Genomic DNA, 16,743 nt, shown 5'->3' with positions numbered 1-16,743 from the left:
AGTACTCCCGAATGGCGCCAGCGGGGCGAACCTGGCGCAAGCGGGCCGCAGCATGCTCGTCAAAGCGCAACCCGGCCGCGTGATCGCGGACATTACGCCCCGGTCGGCGGGCTGGCAGCACGTAGGCTTCAAGGCGCTGCGATTGGACGCGGGCGAGGCCGAGGCGTTTGCCACCGGCGCGCGCGAGTTGTGCATTACGGTGTTGTCCGGCCAGGTCGACGTGCTGGTCGGGAGCCAGCGCTATTCCGCGCTGGGCAGCCGCCAGTCGGTGTTCGAGGATCAGTCTCCCTGTGCGGTCTACGTGCCCCCGGGCCGCGACGTATGCATCGACGCGCGCACCGGGGCCGAGGTGGCGCTCAGCACCGCGCCGGCGCAGGGCCGCTTGCCGGCGCGCGTGATCGAGCCTGGCCAGATGCGGCGCAGTGTACGGGGGGAGGGTGCCAATACGCGCTATGTCTGTGACATCCTGCCCGAGAGCGAACCGGCCGAAGGGCTGCTGGTGGTGGAGGTGATCACGCCTTCCGGCCATTCGTCCAGCTACCCGCCGCACAAGCACGACAGCGCGGGCACGGGCGAGACAGCGCTGGAGGAAACGTACTACCACCATCTCAATCCGCCACAGGGATTTGCCTTCCAGCGCGTGTACACCGACGACCGCAGCCTGGACGAGGCGATGGCCGTGGAGCACCGCGACACCGTGATGGTGCCGCGCGGCTACCACCCTTGCGCCGTGCCTTACGGCTACGACCTTTATTACCTCAACACGATGGCCGGCCCCGAGCGGCGCTGGGCGTTCAAGAACGATCCCGCGCATGAGTGGATGCTCGTGCCACGCTGAACGCCTGCTGCTCACCCGCGGCCAGATTCGAAAAGACAAGGGAACACGGCAGTTCCCGGCACAACTGGAGACATCGACATGAAGAGCAAACTCGCCCGTATTCTGACGAGCGCCGCACTGGCGTTTGGCTGCGCCAGCGGCGCGCACGCGCAGGCCTACCCCACCCAGCCGGTCAAGTGGATCGTGCCCTACGCGCCCGGTGGCACCACGGACGTAATCGCGCGCGGCCTTGCCGTGAAGATGGGACAGGACCTGGGCCAGCCGGTGGTGGTGGAAAACCGCCCAGGCGCCGCCAGCATCATCGGCGCCACCGCGATCGCGCGCGCCGCGCCTGACGGCTACACCATCGGCACCGCGGATTCGGGCACGCTGGCTTTCAACCCGGCCATGTATGCCACCCTGAGCTACGACGCTGACAAGGACTTTACCTTTATCGGCGGGCTGGGGCGCATGCCGCTGGTGCTGGCCGTGCATCCGGCTTTCCCGGCGCGCGACCTGAAGGAATTCCTGGCGCTGGCGCGCAAGACACCCGGCAAGGTTTCCTCCGCATCGTCGGGGCCGGGCTCGCCACTGCATGTTGCGTTGGAACTGTTCAAGCAGCGCACCAAGACCGATATCCTGCATGTCCCCTATAAGGGTTCTTCGCCCGCGCTGCAGGACCTGATGGCGGGGCAGGTACAGTCGATGTTCGTCGACCTGCCGCCCAGCCTGCCCTTGATCCGCAGCGGCAAGATTCGCGTGCTGGCTGTGGCTACGCCGCAGCGGCTGGCCATCCTGCCCGATGTGCCGACCATGGCCGAAGCGGGGCTGCCCGGCTTTGAGGCCTACGCCTGGCAAGGCTTCGTCGGCCCGGCGCGGCTGCCGGCGCCGGTGGTGACGCGCCTGAGCAAGGAACTGGTCGCAGCGCTGCAGCATCCGGAGACTCGCGCCAAGCTGGAGGAACTCGGCATCCAGCCGATGCCGATGTCCCCCCAGGAATTCAATCAGTTCACGCGCAGCGAGCAGAAGCTGTGGTCCGGCGTGATCAAGGCGGCCGGCATCCGGCTGGATTGAGCGTTATTTCCAGCAAAGTTCATCGAAGAGACGCCCATCATGACCTCATCGCTACTTCAACGCCGCGCCGTGCTGCGCGCCATGGCAGCCGTGTCCGCCGTGGCGGCTTGCCCGGTCTTTGCCCAGGGCGGGGCGTATCCCACCCATCCGATCGAACTGATCGTGCCGTTTGCCGCGGGCGGTGGCACCGACGTACTGGCGCGTGCCTTTGCCGAGGCGGCGCGCAGATATTTGCCGCAGAGCTTCGTGGTCCTGAACAAGTCCGGCGCCAGCGGCGCGGTGGGTTGGGCCGACCTGGTCAGCGCCAAGCCGGACGGCTACCGGCTCGCCATCATCACCGTCGAGCTGACGATGATTCCGCATATGGGGCTAGCCAAGTTCACCGCGGACGACATGATCCCGCTGGCTCGCCTGAATGCCGACCCCGCCACCATTGCCGTGCGCGCCGATTCGCCGTACCAGACGATCGAAGAATTCCTAGCCGCCGCCCGCAAGCAGCCGGGCATGCTCCGCGTGGGCAATGCCGGGCCCGGTTCCCTCGGGCACCTGTCAGCGGCCGCACTGGAAGACAAGGCCAGGATTCAGCTCAACCACGTGCCGTTCCGCGGCGCCAATCCCGCGGTGCTGGACTTGCTGGGCGGCCATATTGAGGCCGTGGCGGTCACACCGGTGGAGGTGGCTACCTATGTCGCGGCCGGCAAGATCCGCCCGCTCGCGGTGATGTCGGAGCAGCGCATCAAGGCGGGCTGGGAGAAGGTGCCCACGCTCAAGGAGCGCAACGTGGACCTGGTCATCAACGGCTGGCGCGGCATAGCGGCGCCCAAGGGCACGCCGCCGGAAGTGGTGGCCGTGCTGCGCGCCATCATCGAGAAGACCATGCAGGAGTCTGCTTTGCGCGAGACCATGGCCAAGCAGAACATGGGTGAAGGCTATCTCGACGAAGGCGCTTTCAAACACGTGATCGCGCGCGACAACGCCACCTTCAAACAGCTGATCACCAAGCTCGACATCAAAACCTGACTACCAGGATCCGAGGCTGCTTCGGTCAGCCGCCATTGCCCACGGCGTAAAGCGCCGTGGCGCGCCATTTTTTCCTTTACCCGAATCCCATTCACTCAACGCAACACCTCAAGGATTCCGCCGATCTCAGCCAAAGCGCTTCAGGCGCGGATTTATGATATTTTAGATTTAACATAATGCGTATTATCCGCAGCAAGTGAGTCAAGTAGCAGAAGCAGCAGATGCGCCAAATCCATCAGTCAAGCCCCCGGCGTCGGGGGTGGAAAACGAAGAAGCCAGCACACACAGTTGCTGGCTTTTTTGTTGCCGGAGACGTCATGAAGAACCCGTCCAGGCACTGGGTCAGCGCAGTCGAGTTCGAGCGCCACACCAGCGGCCTACCACGAAAATCCCTCGTCCGTCTATTGCGTAGATGCGACAGAACGATACGCGATTGGCAGGCCGGGAGGCGGCCTATCCCAGCGTGGACCATCGCCACGCTCAAGGTCTACGAGTTCGAGCGACACCAGGCGTGGCAGCAGATGTTCGAGATCGGCGCGGCCGCGCCGGCACCTTCAAGGTGGTTCTACCAGGTAGACGCCAGGCAACGGAGGAACATCGCGGTGTAGCGCAATTTTCTGCTGTGCCGGCGCGCACCAGGTCTCACCTAGTTGAGCAGATCCAGCTGCGATCGTGACAGGAAATTGCGCAGCAGATCCGCGATCGCAGAAAAGGCGAAATAGAGGGACGAAACACCCACCGCGACGCAAGGACGCCACAGGCTCTCAGAGCAACGCCACCGGTGCACTAGGACGGCGGGAAAAGGCGGCTTTCAAGGCAGAGGGGGTTCGGCTACTGCACCAGCTCCGCACCGGGCCGACCTGGTCGTACCCGCTACTCGGTCTGCGGAGTGCCCTCCGGGCTGGACAGGCCCAGAGCACAGGGATGCGCCGGTCGCGCTCCCCACCCTGGCCCAGCCCGCCGACACTCCTAACGCTAGACGCTGCAGACCCTGAGGGACACTTTTCCGTTACGTTCGTAACGGAAAAAGCCACATCCCCCGAAGACCGTGCGGACCCTGAAGAATTCAAGAGCGTTACGCCACCTTTTTCGTTACTACCTTGCGCGTAACGGTTTAATTCAGGCGAGTCTTCCTACGCTCACCATCGACCGCCCAAAGCCATACATCCCTCAAGCGATACTGCCCGCCCGCACCGCCCTGCACAACGTACTCACCGCCGTCACAGCTAATCGACACGGCGAAAAGCTGTCCAGGCTCAGTTTGCCCGTGATACTTGCTGGACTTCTTGATCTCAGCGTACAGAGGCACGCTTTTATCGTTACGCGTAACGGATTTTGCGACGCCCCTCTTCGCTACATCCAACTTCATCACCAACTGGACCACCTTGGCAACCGCCTTGCTGCGTTCTTCCTCGGCCAGCTCGACACGGCGACGCAGAGCAGCAAGATCGCCGTCTTCTGCCTCGCAGCGCGCTTTGATGGCTCTGAGCGGCGCCAGCTCGTCGGTCATCTCGTCGATGGTCTCATGCGCTTCAGCCAGATCGGCCTTGGTCGCTACCAGCTCAGCACGCAACTCAGCCATCGCATCCTCCAGGTCACCCACGTCCTGGTGCATGACCTCGCCACGAAACGTGCCGGCACCAGCACGAGCAGCCTGCCCTTCTTTCCAAATGCGCTCATAGTTGCTGTCAGGATGCGCGAGACACCGTTCACCACGGAAGCCGTGGCGCCACGCCTCCTCCAATGAACCCTTGCCCTTATATGGATTTGCTGAATTTTTCGTTACCGTAACGGCATTCCTGCGCCGAACGCGATAGGCTGCCTGGCGCTCCGCATTGGTCAGGGCATTGGCCTTGCGCGGACGACCCCGGCCACGCTTGGTCTCACCCACAGGCAACTCTGCAGTGCGATTATCCGTTACGTCACGCATATTCGTTTCCCTGGGAAGGTTGAATCACTAGCACCGAGACTCTATTTTATGTTACGCGTAACGGTTAATCAATATTCGTTACAATTTAGCTGTAACGAATATTCAGATCATGCGCATGTACTCACGCCATTGCTCGAAGGAAATCAGCCCCTGGCGCTGCAGCTGCGTGATGCGGCGCTTCTCCGCCATCTTGGCCTTGATGCCCCGCACCTTCTGCGGCATCAGCCGGCCCGTGGTGTACCAGGGTGGCAGATAGCTAAACGGCGCCTGGTCATCGCGCTGCTCGAAGATCTGGCGCGTATCGTAGGCATCAAAGAGATCGTTGGCCCGGTAAAACCATCGCTCGGCGATCATCGAATTGGAATCCGTGCCGTACTTGACCAGCGCCATATGCAGCCGCGGGAAGCGCAGCTTGACGCGCCCGAGCGTGACCGTCTCCACGATCTTGGACAGGAACGGAATCGCCAGGCGATCCAGACGCCTGCAAGTGACCAGGTACTCCACCAACGCGTCGCGCACCTGGCGATCCGCTTGTGTCTCGTGCTGGCAGATAAAGTACACGTCCCAGCCCTTCTTGCGGCTGTGGATCAGCCAGTTGATGATCCGCTGCTGCTTAGGGTCCTGCCAGTTGCGCGCATTGAGCAGTGTGGCCAGCTCATCCAGCACGATGATGCCGTTCTGCGTTTCGTCGTAACTCTCGTTGCCGCGACCGATGCTATCCAGATCCGGCACGTCCGGCTTGTCCGGCAGACGGATGACGCGACATTCCTTCGCATCCTTATTCACCAGCTTGTCCAGGTTGAGATCCAGATTCGTGGCAACGCGCTTGCCCTCGATGATGGCATCACGAATACGACCGACAGCGCAAAGGCTCTTGCCCGAGCCGAGACGGCCCGTAATCATGTAGATGGCCATCTCAGCCCCCCATCACCAGCTTCATATTCTGCGTGTTCCAGCGGTACAGGAAAACCGCCGCATCCGTCGCGAAAACAGCCGCCAGCGCGATATTCAGCGTATCGGCAGCACATAGGTACAGCCCGACCTCCAATCCCTGCCCTAGCCCGCTTGGAAAGGTCGACAGCAGCCCATTGATGGCAGTCGAGGCGGCGGCAATCAGCCCGGTCGTCAGCGTGGCAAATGTCGCCACCGCCGCAACACCAAAAGCGACCTTCTCGGAAAAAAACTTCACCAGGTAGGAAGCCAGGCCGCTGAACAATGCAGCCATCAGACTAGCGAGAATCGGCATCGTGGCCCCTATGCATTCGCGCTCGACACGCGGTTGTAGATGTAGATCGCCCCACCCGCACCCCACAGCCAGCCCAGCAGCGTGCGGATAAAGCCGAGGCGCTGACACAGATCTACCGTGCCGCTGAAATCCTTCCAGTGGAAGAACTCAATGGGCGAGCAGCTTCCACCAGGCAGCAACGTCGGCAGCGAAAGCCCGAAACTGCTCTGCTTCGTGCTGTTCTGCATCTGCGTGACCGCATCGGCCCGGGCCGCAGCCAGATCGGACTGCGGCTTCGAAAAGTCCCCCGTGGTGGGGGTGCCAGTCTCATCGATCAGACACTTCGGTTTGCCCGGAAGGCCGCACGTCTGCACCGGCGCCGCCGCGGCTGACGAGGCCCCGGCCGGAGCCTGTTGCGTGGTAGGCACCGTTTGCGGCGTTCCGCTGCTGACTTGCGTCACGTTCACCGGGTTGTTGTTCACATCAGTACCCGTCCAGGTCCGAGTTTGCGTCGGAGTAACTGCCACAGGATTCGTCGCAAAATCACTGCCAGTATTGGCAGAGAGCGTATAGCCAGGAACCGTCGAAACCGTGCCATTGAACGGACGCCCCTGCGGATCGGTGTTCGGCCCGCTCACCACATCAGGCGGAAACGAACCGCCAGTACCACCCGGAAACGTCGCAGGCCCTGGCGTACCGCCCGCGATGATGTTCTTCTTGTCGGTATCACTGGCAGCAGGCCACACATAGGGCAATGCCGCCGAACTCGACGCCCCCGCCGCCAATTGCGCATCCGTGGCCGGCTTAGTCGCAGCCGGATTGGTACACAGACCGCCGCCGAGCGAGGTCGCACCAGCCGGACAGGTAGTGACAGGCCCTTGCAGCGAAAATTGACCGCCGCAGCTGACGATTGTGTCGCTCGCGCCGTGTGCATCCAGCGTAAAGGGACTGTTTGGAAAGGTGTTGTAGGGCGGCTGGCTCGACAAATACGTACAAGCCTGCTGCGCCGTGTCGAACGTGGGCGATGATTGCCCGTACCTAGTCCACTTGCCCGTTTGCGTGCCCACTTGCGTCGCCGTGGAATCCGGAACGGTGAAAGTATTCCCGCCGGGATCATAGCTGACGTTAGCCACCGCCATCGCCAGCGCCAACGCCAACATGGGACCAGAGAGCTTGCCCGCAACCTGCGCCGTGCGCAGCATACCCGCAGCAATTGGGCCGACCACGGACGCCGCAGTGGAAACCGTAGCCACTACGGGATTCAGACGCGTAAGTCCAAGATAGGCCACCGATACCGCCAGCGGAATCGCAACCGCCAGTGCCCCGTTCGATATCGTGGCCGTAGTCGGTCCGTTGCTAGCAGTGTTCCACGAAATCCCGCTGGAAGTGAGCGTCTGCGCCATCACAGGCACCGGGAAGAACACAGAATAAAGAAGGGCCGCAGCGATCACGAGCGGCCCAAAAAACAGATCAATGGTAGTCCGGATTAACGCAGAAGCCGGCCGGATTCCAGCATTTGAGGCGCTCATATTGGGGGTCCCATCTCGATGCACAGCCCATGAGAAAGGCCCCCGCCACCAGCGCAGCAGCGAGGGCACGCAACATGGCTTAGGTCGCCTTGTTGTACAGCTTCTTAGCCAGCTTGAACACCACCAGACCGCCCCACACCGCCACGGCCAGCGTGATCGCATAGCCGATCAGCGTGCCGAAGTCGGTCGCCGCGCCAGTGAAGATGGCTTGAAAATCCGAAGCGTGGCTACCGCTGGTTTGAGCATTGGCCACACCACCCGCGAGCAGCGCAGCGCCGCCAACAACCACACGAGCGGATTCTTGCTTGGCGGCAATCGCCAGTTGCTTGATACGTTCCATGATGAACTCCCGAACATTGGTCATTAGAAAACTCCAGGCGATGACCAGCCGCCTAGAGCATGTCCAGAAACTTCCGGACGGAAAGAAAAAGCACTCCCGCAACGTACCCAGTCGCCCAAGCACCAGAGCAATACAACGCAGCTGTCACCAGATCGGGAATCGCATACGTCATCGCTGCTGCCCCCCGATGAAGCCAAGCGCGAAGCAGACCACCATCAGCCCCGCATAGATCAGGTACGAGCCATCCATCGTTCACCCCAAACCATTGACATGTGTGGCACGGTCACTTCGGTTGCCACTGCCGCGCTGCGCACAGCAGCGGCAACCTCCGCGCCGCCGCCAACATCGACTCACACCGCATCGGGTTCGAACTCCTCCAACGCAGATTCCATATCCTCGCGCCACATCTGGATATGCCACTTCGAGCGCTCGAGCTCATCTTCGCGGTACTGGATACGATCCGAAATCAACGCAAGCCGCGTCATGTGATGCCGACCTACGAAAGAAGAATCCGGCAACCAGGTCGAATCGTCGTCATCCGCGTCCACGCGCTCCTCAATGAAATCGTGCGCAAAGTTCAGAACACGAAGCAACTCCTCGATCTCCTCTATGTCCTGCTCTTCATCCTCGATCATCCGCAGGAAGTAGCCCCGACACTCATCCGCGCTATCGAACTCCATGCCAGCCCCTTTGTGCAGGCAGCGGCTGCTGCAACCAGTCCCAGGACGTACCGACGACCAACAGCGCCGCCAGCAGCATCCCCAGCAGGAAATACCCAAGGCGCTGCAGGTTCGTCACGGCGTGCTCCTTACTCGTCAAGCACGTCGAGCGTGATATCGACCGGCGTGACGGTTTCCAGCTCGCCGGTTTCCTTGTTCTTGGTCTGGTACGCCTTACGCTGGTAGCCCCCAACCGCACACAGCACCGTGACTTCGTCCCCACGCGCCCCGATCTGGCGTTTGCCCCGCACCTCGACAATCTGGGGGCGGCTGTAAGCGTCCGGAGCCGGCGTCATAATGCGGGTGTAACGCACCCCGTCATGGGTGCGCTGAGCCTCAACACGGCCCTTCACAAGCACTTGCATCGGCTTGGCCTGTGCTGCGTTGAGCGGGCGAACGGTATTTTCTGCAGTAGACATTTGGACTCCTTATGCGGCTAGGCGCAGTGTTTCCCGGCTCACCTGGTATTCCTCGCGATTGCGCGCCGGGAGATGGCACATCCGAGGGTCCGACCGAACCGGACTAAAATCGTGGGCCAACACAGCGTTGGCGATGACTTGCACATCGGTATTGCGCCAGGACACCCCGGCATCTTCGAGCTGCTTGCGGCACCGGTAGAACGTGGCCTTGGCCGAGTGCTCCCGCGTGACGTCATCACCGAGCGTCGTCAGCGAGGTCCAGAAGCCGTACAGGCGCATGCCCAGCGTGTCACCGTAGACACCCTTCAACCGATGCAGGACAGCCCTGCTCTCTCTCACCGTGGTCATGGCCTGTTTCCCCTCTCGCAGCAGCTTCTCTATCTCGGCATCAAACACGCCCTCCAAATAGGCGTCTGACACCTCATCAACTCGCGGATTCTTGCCAAAGTCGTACTGCAGCTTGTCGCTGTGAATCTCCACTTCCGCCCGCAACCGGCTATCCGCCAGCCGTTGCAGCGCGGCCACCTTGCGCTCTGCCAATGCCCCGTTTTCCGGATGATCGCGCCCATTAAGGTGGTTGAACACTTGCTTGAAGAAGCCGCGCAGGCGGCCCCGGTCGTGCACCTGGAACTCGGTGCCCTTGTGATAGAACTTGACGGTAGTGGTCTTGCCCGCGAAGTACACCGCCATCGCATACTTGGCCGCGCCCTTCTTGCGGCGCGGGAAGCTGATGAGCTGCAGGCCGTCGAAGAATTCTTTGCACGCCGCTTTCGACAGCCGGTAGACCGAGGCCACGTCCACGCGGTGGACCGTCCACCAGTCAGCCGCGGGGAGATCCGTTTCGAGCAGGTCTTCCACCAGGTGCACGAAGTCACGGCACGCCTGGCGGAAATCGGTCGGGCCGCCATAGACGTTGTGGCCGAACTTGATCTTGTGCACCGAGGCCTCGATCAGGATGTATGGCTCGCAGGGGGAAAGGACCGGGCGCCCGTTCTTGTCGATCACCCATTCCTCATTTTTCGGTACCACCGAGATCCGCGCATCCCAGGAGCCGAGCAGCTCGCCGGTGAACAGCTCATAGAGGATTTCGCCGCTGGCACAGTCCATCCCGGACCGGAGCAGGCACTGCCGCTTAATGCGCTCCACCACGGTATTTCCGAGGTAGGGGGAGCGAAGCTTGACCGTGTCGTAAGCCATGCCTTAGAACCCCTCCCCGAAATCACGCGGAGTCTCACCCATGAGACTGTCAGGCGGTGCTACCACGCCCGCCTGACAAAAAGCAGCCTCGCTTTGCGAGGCCAAAAAATCGGACGCTGCAGCGTCCAAGAGCGCGTTCACAGCGTCCACAGACAGCACAGGGGCAGCAGCACGTGCGGGCTGCACACGGCCACCAGAGGCCCGTGCGTAGGCCACTGCGGTGGCCTGCACCTGGCGGACGTGCTCCTCCGCGGCGCGGGTCTGAACGAGCCAGGCAGGCAAGGTCTTGCCAGCCGTGGCGGAACGGACAGGAAACGGGCGGGCGCTCATCGGATGCTCCTGGTGCGAAGGCCAGCACAGACAGGGTCGACCAGCAGCAAGGCGATAGCGACGAAGTAGACGGTGCCGAAGAACAAGCGCGGCTCGATGCCGACGGACCAGAGAGCGGGATAGAACCTGCCGTTGTCCATGCACGCAGCGATCAACATGATGGCCACGGAGAGAGCGGTGATCACCATCACCAGGCCCCCATCAGGCCGCCCAGGTCCTGCAGCGTGCCGCGAATGACCTGGTCAAAGTTGGCACCATCAGCGCGGAGCTGGAGGCAGAGCCGCAGATTGTCCCGGCTGACCCTGCTGTGATGCGACCTGGTGCGACGGCGATACAGCGACATTCCGTTACTCCCCCGGCTAAAATGCGCGTAACAAAAATTGGGAGAAACCGTGGCTGAGCTCTTCGCACCTGTGTTCTGGCACATCGCCTTGGTCGCCGTTGCCGCAATCGTGGTGTTTGGCACCCTACAAATTGGCTTGGCGATCCTGCTCAAGAGAGTTGAGCGAAAGCTTTTGGCTCGCAAGAAGCAACGCCTTAAACAGCACATTGACCCTTGACCCGGTTTACCCGTTATATTTCGGCTCGTGTAGCGGAGTTCGGCTTAGCTGATTTCCGCTAGCTCGGAACTTAGCGGATTTCTGCTAGCCAGGGCAAATAGGAGTGATCAATGAGCTACCAAGAATTGATAGCCAAGGCACTGCACGGTCGCAGTGTCAACCAGGCGGCGAAGGCATTTGGCGTGCCACAGAAGACGTTCGAGAGCTACGTAAAAGCGAAGTCACTACCCGACTTCGACGTGGCGCTGCAGCTCGCACAGGAAGCCGGTGTGGAAAAGGCTGAAGCGTTCGAAATTTTGGCGACAGAAGCCGCCTCACGGAAAGGCCGCCTGGAAAAAATTTCCAAGGGTTTTAAGTGGCTGGTGTCACTCGTCGAGCCGCGCCGGATATACGTTCCAGCGTGATGACACCAGCATTAAGCTTGACTTAACTTTATCATCATTATGCGTGTCGAATGTTGTAAAGGCCAAATCAGAATGTCCGCTTCCAGCCACATCAGAATGTCCTCTGGATAGACCTATACTGGTAGCGCCTGGGTTGGACGGGAGCGCGCCGTGAAGGATCGAGGGTTGATCACCATGTCGCTGCGTGAACTGGACCGGCTCAAGGTGATTCAGGCCGTCGTTGAGCACGGTCTGATGGTTTGGCGCGCGGCCGATGTTGCGCGCCTAGGCCCCGCTCGGCGCGCTACCCGTCCGTTGCGGCGCCGGCCAGGCGCCGATCCTCTGCTATATCGTTCTCAATCCCATCCCACCTCATTTACCACTATCGGCGGGACGGGAAAGGCCGGCAGGCCGCTCGTGCTCAGCCCCGCCACCAGCGCCCGGCTGAGCCCGTTCGGGCGGGCGCTGCCCCGCCCGCTCCTGTGCGGGGGCACGGCGCATGGTCTTGTGCTAGGGCTTGGGGGGAAAGCGGCCTTGGGATCAATCCTCGGTCGTCCGGAGACCCATGCGGCCATCGCGCCGTCTGCAGGTATCAGGCACTTACGGTACTCTGCCCGCGGTCAGGCGGTGGCTCAAGTTGTTCAGGATCGCATCCAACTCAAGCAGCTTGATCGGCTTGATAAGGTAGCGATCGGCCCCGCTTTCGAAGGCCTGCCGCTTGGCGTGGTCGCTGCCCGGTGCCGTTAGCATGACGATGCCGCAATAGGGCCACTGCCGGCGCAACGCTTCTATCACGTCGAAGCCGCAGCCATCGGGAAGCATGATGTCGACGACGGCGATGTCGGCCTGGTCGCCCAAAGAAGTAAATTCGGCCACATTGCCTACGTGGAGCACTTGCCACTGCCGCTTCTGCAGGAAGGCGGCCATCTCTTCGCGCAGTTCACTCTCATCCTCGAGTAGAAGGATTCTCCGCATATCCCTATCAAATATATGAGCATCGGCCATTCCCGGGCCGGTGCGACCTACGCTGACATAGCCCGCACGACCGGCTGGCCATTGCTGCGTGCAACGGCTGCAAGGCGCGAAGACAGGACAGGTAGTGGCGAGCCATCGCCAGTCGTGAAGCCTTCCAGCGGCTAGAGCGCTAGCGGCAGGCACGGCTTGCCCGCTGGAGTCATGAACTGCCCACCCGGGTCAAGGAGCCGACTTGTCCAGGGCGAGTTTTGAAATCGCGCCGGACTGCACGTCGTTCAAGCAGGCATTGCCCATGCTCAACTGGGGCCCTTCGATTCCCGCGCGGTTGACCGGGGGCCCGTGATCGGCGATATCCGCCGCCAACTGGCGGAGTTTGTCCGACGCCGGTCACGCAAGGGCGGTCGACAGGGCCCTTGAAGCGTTGCAGTCGCTGCCGCTCCACGCGCCGCAAATCAGCGATCCGATCGCACCGGCTGCGCAACGTCTTGCTTCGGTGCCACGCATGCGCTAAGTTGATCTGTATCAACTTTTCCCGGCTGGGCAAGCGCATCATTGGGCATTGCTGCACGCGCGGCGCCTGGTGTAGGCGGCATGGTGAAAACGGCAGCAAGTCACGGGCGGCTTGAGGATGATCACATGACCGGAGCAAGGACGGCGGCAGTGGCGCATCGCCGGACAGCCATGCGGGCACGGTTAGAGGCCAGGTGCCCGCATGGACCGGTTCCGCCCGCACATGGGGGCTGCCGGTGAGCGCGCGCCGGGGCGTGGTTGCCGCGGTGCGCGGCAGCGTCGTCGACGTGCGCTTCGAGGCAGGACTGCCGCCGATTCGCACCTTGCTGCGTACCGGCATGGATGGCCGGATCGCCATCGAAGTCCTGGCGCAGCGCGATGCGCGGCATGTGCGCTGCATTGCGCTGACGTCCACCCAGGGGCTGGCGCGAGGCATGGCGGTGCAGGACACCGGTGGACCGTTGCAGGCGCCGGTGGGCGCCAGCATCCTGTCGCGCATGTTCGATGTGTTCGGCCAGCCCATCGACCGGTTGCCGGCGCCGCAGCATGTCCAGTGGCGTTCGGTGCACCGGGTGCCGCCACCCCTGTCCCAGCGCTCCACGCAGTCGATGGTGTTCGAGACCGGCATCAAGGCGATCGACGTGCTGTTGCCGCTCGAAACCAGGGGCAAGGCAGGCCTGTTTGGCGGCGCGGGCGTGGGCAAGACGGTGTTGCTCACCGAGCTGATCCACAACATGGTCGGGCATCACCGGGGCGTGAGCATCTTCTGCGGCATCGGCGAGCGCTGCCGCGAGGGCGAGGAGCTTTACCACGACATGCGCGAGGCCGGCGTCCTACAGGACATGGTCATGGTCTTCGGCCAGATGAACGAGCCTCCGGGAGCGCGCTTCCGGGTTGGCCATGCAGCGCTGACGATGGCCGAGTACTTCAGGGACGATGAGCACCGCGACGTCCTGCTGCTGATCGACAATATCTTCCGCTTTATCCAGGCCGGATCGGAGGTGTCTGGCCTGATGGGGCAGATGCCGTCGCGGCTGGGCTACCAGCCGACCATGGGCACCGAACTGTCCGGGCTGGAGGAGCGCATTGCCAACACCGACACCGGCGCCATCACCTCGATCCAGGCGGTCTATGTGCCTGCGGACGATTTCACCGACCCGGCGGCGGTGCATACCTTCTCGCACCTGTCGGCGTCCATCGTGCTGTCGCGCAAGCGCGCGAGCGAGGGCCTCTACCCTGCCGTCGACCCGCTGCAATCGAATTCCAGGATGGCCACGCCCGGCATCGTCGGCGCGCGCCACTATCGCCTGGCGCAGGATATCCGGCGCACGCTGGCGCAGTATGCGGAACTCAAGGACATCATCGCCATGCTGGGGCTGGAACAGCTCTCCCCCGCCGACCGCGGCGTCGTCGCCCGCGCCCGCCGCCTGGAGCGATTCCTGACCCAGCCGTTCTTCACCACGGAGCAGTTCACTGGCATCAAAGGCAGGACAGTCAGCCTGGCGGATTCGCTCGATGGGTGCGAGCGCATCCTGCGCGATGAGTTCAAGGACTACCCCGAAAGCGCGCTCTACATGATCGGGCCGATCGCCGAAGCGAGGGGCAAGCCCGCGCCCGCGGCGCCAGAACCAGCAAAGGAGAGCCATGCCGCCAGATCGCATGCTGCTTGAGATACTGCTGCCCTTCCGGGTCTTCCTGCGCAAGCGCGATGTGTCGCGCATCGTGGCGGAGACCGCCGGGGGGGCGTTCGGCATGCTGCCGCATCGCCTCGATTGCGTCGCGGCGCTCGCACCCGGCATCCTGACCTTCGAAACGCCGGCCGATGGCGAAGTGTTTATCGCGGTCGATGACGGTGTGCTGGTCAAGACCGGCCTCGATGTGCGCGTGTCGGTGCGCCGCGCCATGGCGGGCGCCGACCTGGCCACGCTGCGCGACACCGTGGAGCGCGAGTTCCTGGCCCAGGACGAGCAGGCGCGCAGCCTGCGCACGGTCATGGCCAAGCTGGAGACGGGCTTTCTTGCGCGCTTCGCCAAGCTTCACAAGCCGTCGCCATGACCGACCCACCGCCCGGCGGGCCGCCCAAGCCCGCGCCCACGCTGGCAGGCAAAGTGGGCGCCAAGGCGCAGCGCAAGCTCAGGGCGCGGCGCCAGGGCGTACCGGGGGTCTGGTTCGGGCTGGGCATGATGGGGTTGGTCGGCTGGTCGGTGGTAGTGCCGACGCTGCTCGGCGCGGCGCTGGGCATCTGGCTGGACAAGCACTATCCCGGCCGGCACGCATGGACGCTGGCGCTGCTGGTGGCCGGCCTGGTGCTCGGCTGCTTCAATGCGTGGCACTGGGTCGCCAAGGAGGACCGCGCCATGCGGCGAGACCAAGGCCAGGACCAGGAGGAGAAAGACGATGCGGATACATGACGTGGCGGCATTGCTGCTTGCGGCCCTCGCGGGTGGTGCACTTGGTGGCTTTTTTTTCGGCGGCCTGTGGTGGACGGTCCGCCGGACGCTTTCATCCGGTCAGTCGGCCCTATGGCTGCTGGGCAGCCTGCTGCTGCGCATGGGCGTCACGCTGCTCGGCTTCTACGCCGTCGGCGCGGGGCAATGGGAGCGGATGGCTGCCTGCCTGGCTGGTTTCGCGGTGGCGCGCGTGGCGGTGACATGGATGACGGCGCGATGGGCGGACCACCGCCGCGCCCCGGCGCCTCGGGAGACGGGCCATGCGCCTCAGCCCTGACCAGTGGATCTTCTGGCAGCACGGCTTCGTCAAGCTCAACGGCACGATCCTTTTCACCTGGGTGCTGATGGGGGTGCTGACCCTGGGCTCCTGGCTGGTCACGCGCCGGCTCTCGTTGGGCCACCGCCGCTCGCGCTGGCAGAACCTGCTTGAAATCATCGTGACCGGGATCGCGCAGCAAATCGCGGAAGTCGGCCTGCGCCAGCCGCACAAGTATCTCGGTTTCCTGGGCACCCTGTTCCTGTTCGTCGCCGCGGCCAGCCTGTTTACCATCGTTCCCGGCTACGAGCCGCCCACCGGATCGCTGTCGACCACGCTGGCGCTGGCGTTGTGCGTGTTCGTGGCGGTGCCGCTGTACGGCATCCGCGACCAGGGGCTGCGCGGCTACCTGAAGTCCTACCTCGAGCCGACCTTGATGATGCTGCCGTTCAACATCATCAGCGAACTGTCGCGCACGCTGGCGCTGGCGGTTCGCCTGTTCGGCAACATGATGAGCGGAGCCATGATCATCGCCATCCTGGTGACGATCACGCCGTTCCTGTTTCCCATCGTGATGACCGCGCTCGGCCTGCTTACCGGCATGGTGCAGGCTTATATCTTCAGCATCCTGGCCGCGGTCTATCTCGCGGCGGCCACGCATGACGGCAAGGCGGAGCCAGGCCTGCCGATCGAAAAGACACCCTGAACCCGACCAAGGAACCATCCCATGGACAGCCTGACAATCATCGCGGTGGCATCGATCGCCATGGCCGGCCTTTGCACCGGCTTCGGCTGCATGGGGCCCGCGCTCGCGGAAGGCCGGGCGGTAGCGACGGCGCTGACGTCGCTGGCGCAGCAGCCCGATGCATCGGCCACGATCACGCGCACGCTCTTCGTCGGCCTGGCGATGATCGAGTCGACGGCGATCTACTGCTTCGTCGTCTCGATGATCCTGATCTTTGCCAACCCCTTCTGGAACGCCGCCATCGCCCGCGCGGTGGCCAGGTAA

At 63.0% G+C, this 16,743-nt stretch carries 23 protein-coding genes and 1 pseudogene; 12 read left to right on the top strand and 12 right to left on the bottom strand.

The genetic code is table 11. The features are described 5' to 3' along the window. Nucleotides 1–52 precede the first annotated feature (52 nt). The 4 genes from iolB (at nucleotide 53) to AC07XB_RS02695 (ending at nucleotide 3,519) form a co-directional block, all read left to right on the top strand. Complete coding sequence (iolB, locus tag AC07XB_RS02710) at nucleotides 53–838, top strand: 5-deoxy-glucuronate isomerase (protein WP_492831405.1); 786 nt, start codon at nucleotides 53–55, stop codon at nucleotides 836–838. 78 nt (nucleotides 839–916) lie between these two features. After that, on the top strand, nucleotides 917–1,891 hold the full coding sequence (locus AC07XB_RS02705; RefSeq protein WP_492376797.1) for a Bug family tripartite tricarboxylate transporter substrate binding protein: 975 nt from the start codon (nucleotides 917–919) through the stop codon (nucleotides 1,889–1,891). A gap of 39 nt (nucleotides 1,892–1,930) precedes the next feature. Next, the gene (locus AC07XB_RS02700; RefSeq protein WP_492376798.1) at nucleotides 1,931–2,911 is read left to right on the top strand and encodes a tripartite tricarboxylate transporter substrate binding protein; all 981 of its coding nucleotides are present in this window, start codon (nucleotides 1,931–1,933) and stop codon (nucleotides 2,909–2,911) included. A gap of 317 nt (nucleotides 2,912–3,228) precedes the next feature. Beyond that, nucleotides 3,229–3,519 (top strand): hypothetical protein, encoded by a 291-nt coding sequence (locus AC07XB_RS02695; protein WP_492831391.1) that lies wholly within the window; start codon nucleotides 3,229–3,231, stop codon nucleotides 3,517–3,519. Nucleotides 3,520–4,676: 1,157 nt separating this feature from the next. Here the strand turns inward: AC07XB_RS02695 and AC07XB_RS02690 are convergent. The 11 genes and pseudogenes from AC07XB_RS02690 to AC07XB_RS02640 form a co-directional block, all read right to left on the bottom strand. Beyond that, nucleotides 4,677–4,841 (bottom strand): annotated as a pseudogene (locus AC07XB_RS02690) (DNA-binding protein); the annotation flags it as partial. 102 nt (nucleotides 4,842–4,943) lie between these two features. Then, nucleotides 4,944–5,744, bottom strand: coding sequence for a zonular occludens toxin domain-containing protein (locus AC07XB_RS02685; RefSeq protein WP_492831390.1), 801 nt, complete (start codon nucleotides 5,742–5,744; stop codon nucleotides 4,944–4,946). A gap of 13 nt (nucleotides 5,745–5,757) precedes the next feature. Next, nucleotides 5,758–6,087, bottom strand: coding sequence for a DUF5455 family protein (locus AC07XB_RS02680; RefSeq protein WP_492831389.1), 330 nt, complete (start codon nucleotides 6,085–6,087; stop codon nucleotides 5,758–5,760). A gap of 8 nt (nucleotides 6,088–6,095) precedes the next feature. Continuing rightward, entirely contained in the window at nucleotides 6,096–7,595 is a 1,500-nt protein-coding gene (locus tag AC07XB_RS02675; RefSeq protein ID WP_492831388.1) for a hypothetical protein, read from the bottom strand. A 79-nt stretch (nucleotides 7,596–7,674) separates the two neighbouring features. After that, the gene (locus AC07XB_RS02670; RefSeq protein ID WP_492831387.1) at nucleotides 7,675–7,935 is read right to left on the bottom strand and encodes a hypothetical protein; all 261 of its coding nucleotides are present in this window, start codon (nucleotides 7,933–7,935) and stop codon (nucleotides 7,675–7,677) included. 350 nt (nucleotides 7,936–8,285) lie between these two features. Continuing rightward, nucleotides 8,286–8,615 carry a hypothetical protein gene (locus tag AC07XB_RS02665; protein WP_492831386.1) on the bottom strand — a complete coding sequence of 110 codons (330 nt, stop codon included), beginning with the start codon at nucleotides 8,613–8,615 and terminating at the stop codon, nucleotides 8,286–8,288. Continuing rightward, nucleotides 8,602–8,733 (bottom strand): hypothetical protein, encoded by a 132-nt coding sequence (locus AC07XB_RS02660; protein ID WP_492831385.1) that lies wholly within the window; start codon nucleotides 8,731–8,733, stop codon nucleotides 8,602–8,604. Before AC07XB_RS02660 ends, AC07XB_RS02665 begins: the two co-directional genes overlap by 14 nt. Nucleotides 8,734–8,743: 10 nt before the next feature. Continuing rightward, entirely contained in the window at nucleotides 8,744–9,073 is a 330-nt protein-coding gene (locus AC07XB_RS02655; RefSeq protein WP_492831384.1) for a single-stranded DNA-binding protein, read from the bottom strand. 9 nt (nucleotides 9,074–9,082) lie between these two features. Further along, on the bottom strand, nucleotides 9,083–10,270 hold the full coding sequence (locus AC07XB_RS02650; RefSeq protein ID WP_492831383.1) for a phage/plasmid replication protein, II/X family: 1,188 nt from the start codon (nucleotides 10,268–10,270) through the stop codon (nucleotides 9,083–9,085). Between the two features lie 326 nt (nucleotides 10,271–10,596). Beyond that, nucleotides 10,597–10,788 (bottom strand): hypothetical protein, encoded by a 192-nt coding sequence (locus tag AC07XB_RS02645; protein ID WP_492831382.1) that lies wholly within the window; start codon nucleotides 10,786–10,788, stop codon nucleotides 10,597–10,599. Further along, nucleotides 10,788–10,943: a hypothetical protein gene (locus AC07XB_RS02640; protein ID WP_492831381.1), complete on the bottom strand. Its 156-nt coding sequence runs from the start codon at nucleotides 10,941–10,943 to the stop codon at nucleotides 10,788–10,790. The genes AC07XB_RS02645 and AC07XB_RS02640 overlap by 1 nt, the downstream gene beginning before the upstream one ends. Before the next feature lie 49 nt (nucleotides 10,944–10,992). Between AC07XB_RS02640 and AC07XB_RS02635 the strand changes: the two genes are divergently transcribed. Continuing rightward, nucleotides 10,993–11,160 carry a hypothetical protein gene (locus tag AC07XB_RS02635; protein WP_492831380.1) on the top strand — a complete coding sequence of 56 codons (168 nt, stop codon included), beginning with the start codon at nucleotides 10,993–10,995 and terminating at the stop codon, nucleotides 11,158–11,160. A 110-nt stretch (nucleotides 11,161–11,270) separates the two neighbouring features. Further along, nucleotides 11,271–11,564, top strand: coding sequence for a helix-turn-helix domain-containing protein (locus tag AC07XB_RS02630; RefSeq protein WP_492831379.1), 294 nt, complete (start codon nucleotides 11,271–11,273; stop codon nucleotides 11,562–11,564). Between the two features lie 579 nt (nucleotides 11,565–12,143). Here the strand turns inward: AC07XB_RS02630 and AC07XB_RS02625 are convergent. After that, entirely contained in the window at nucleotides 12,144–12,518 is a 375-nt protein-coding gene (locus AC07XB_RS02625) for a response regulator transcription factor (protein WP_492831378.1), read from the bottom strand. A gap of 704 nt (nucleotides 12,519–13,222) precedes the next feature. Between AC07XB_RS02625 and atpD the strand changes: the two genes are divergently transcribed. The 6 genes from atpD to AC07XB_RS02595 are packed head-to-tail and all read left to right on the top strand — an operon-like array spanning nucleotide 13,223 to nucleotide 16,743. Beyond that, nucleotides 13,223–14,698 carry a F0F1 ATP synthase subunit beta gene (gene atpD, locus AC07XB_RS02620; RefSeq protein WP_492831377.1) on the top strand — a complete coding sequence of 492 codons (1,476 nt, stop codon included), beginning with the start codon at nucleotides 13,223–13,225 and terminating at the stop codon, nucleotides 14,696–14,698. Then, complete coding sequence (locus AC07XB_RS02615) at nucleotides 14,673–15,083, top strand: F0F1 ATP synthase subunit epsilon (protein WP_492810320.1); 411 nt, start codon at nucleotides 14,673–14,675, stop codon at nucleotides 15,081–15,083. The genes atpD and AC07XB_RS02615 overlap by 26 nt, the downstream gene beginning before the upstream one ends. Beyond that, entirely contained in the window at nucleotides 15,080–15,439 is a 360-nt protein-coding gene (locus tag AC07XB_RS02610) for an AtpZ/AtpI family protein (protein WP_492376574.1), read from the top strand. The genes AC07XB_RS02615 and AC07XB_RS02610 overlap by 4 nt, the downstream gene beginning before the upstream one ends. After that, the gene (locus AC07XB_RS02605) at nucleotides 15,426–15,755 is read left to right on the top strand and encodes an N-ATPase subunit AtpR (RefSeq protein ID WP_492376573.1); all 330 of its coding nucleotides are present in this window, start codon (nucleotides 15,426–15,428) and stop codon (nucleotides 15,753–15,755) included. The genes AC07XB_RS02610 and AC07XB_RS02605 overlap by 14 nt, the downstream gene beginning before the upstream one ends. Further along, the gene (locus AC07XB_RS02600; protein WP_492376572.1) at nucleotides 15,739–16,440 is read left to right on the top strand and encodes a F0F1 ATP synthase subunit A; all 702 of its coding nucleotides are present in this window, start codon (nucleotides 15,739–15,741) and stop codon (nucleotides 16,438–16,440) included. The genes AC07XB_RS02605 and AC07XB_RS02600 overlap by 17 nt, the downstream gene beginning before the upstream one ends. A gap of 21 nt (nucleotides 16,441–16,461) precedes the next feature. After that, on the top strand, nucleotides 16,462–16,743 hold the full coding sequence (locus AC07XB_RS02595; RefSeq protein ID WP_150990106.1) for a F0F1 ATP synthase subunit C: 282 nt from the start codon (nucleotides 16,462–16,464) through the stop codon (nucleotides 16,741–16,743).

This window comes from Cupriavidus sp. GW821-FHT02F09, assembly GCF_059421605.1.
The sequence above is the reverse complement of the archived record's forward strand: the minus strand, read 5'-3'. Positions and strand labels throughout refer to the sequence as shown.